An 877-nucleotide genomic window follows, 5' to 3' on the forward strand; every position below is an offset into this window, starting at 1 on the left:
CCGCGCTCCATGTCCTCGCGCTTGAGGCCACGGACCAGCGCGCCGATGTTGTCGCCCGCCCGGCCCTCGTCCAGCAGCTTGCGGAACATCTCCACGCCCGTCACCACCGTCTTCTGCGTCGCGCGCAGGCCGACGACTTCGACTTCCTCGCCCACCTTGATGATTCCGCGCTCCACGCGGCCCGTCGCCACCGTACCGCGGCCGGCGATGGAGAACACGTCTTCCACCGGCATCAGGAAGGGCTTGTCCGTCGCGCGCTGCGGCGTCGGGATGTACGCGTCCACCGCCTCCATCAGCTTCAGGATGGCCGGCTCGCCGATGTCGCTGGTGTCACCCTCCAGCGCCTTCACCGCGGAGCCGGGGACGATGGGGATGCTGTCGCCGGGGAACTCGTACTTCTTCAGCAGGTCGCGGACTTCCATCTCCACGAGCTCACGCAGCTCGGGGTCGTCCAGCAGGTCCACCTTGTTCAGGAAGACCACGATGTAGGGCACGCCGACCTGGCGCGCCAGCAGGATGTGCTCGCGCGTCTGGGGCATCGGGCCGTCCGCCGCCGACACCACCAGGATGGCGCCGTCCATCTGCGCCGCGCCCGTGATCATGTTCTTCACGTAGTCGGCGTGTCCCGGACAGTCGACGTGCGCGTAGTGACGGTTCTTCGTCTTGTACTCCACGTGCGCCGTGGAGATGGTGATGCCGCGCTCGCGCTCTTCCGGCGCCTTGTCAATCTGGTCGTACGCCAGGAACGTGGCGCCACCGGACTTCGCCAGCACCTTCGTGATGGCCGCCGTCAGCGACGTCTTGCCGTGGTCCACGTGCCCAATCGTTCCGATGTTCACGTGGGGCAGGCTGCGATCGAACTTTTCCTTGGACATGA

At 66.7% G+C, this 877-nt stretch carries 1 protein-coding gene; it reads right to left on the minus strand.

The window, feature by feature from the left end; genetic code table 11:
• On the minus strand, positions 1-875 hold an 875-nt coding region (gene tuf / locus D7X99_RS41955), incomplete at its 3' end, for an elongation factor Tu (RefSeq protein ID WP_121782590.1).
• Positions 876-877 lie beyond the last annotated feature (2 nt).

The organism is Corallococcus sp. AB032C, assembly GCF_003668935.1.
In the GTDB taxonomy this organism is placed as follows: Bacteria; Myxococcota; Myxococcia; order Myxococcales; family Myxococcaceae; genus Corallococcus; species Corallococcus exiguus.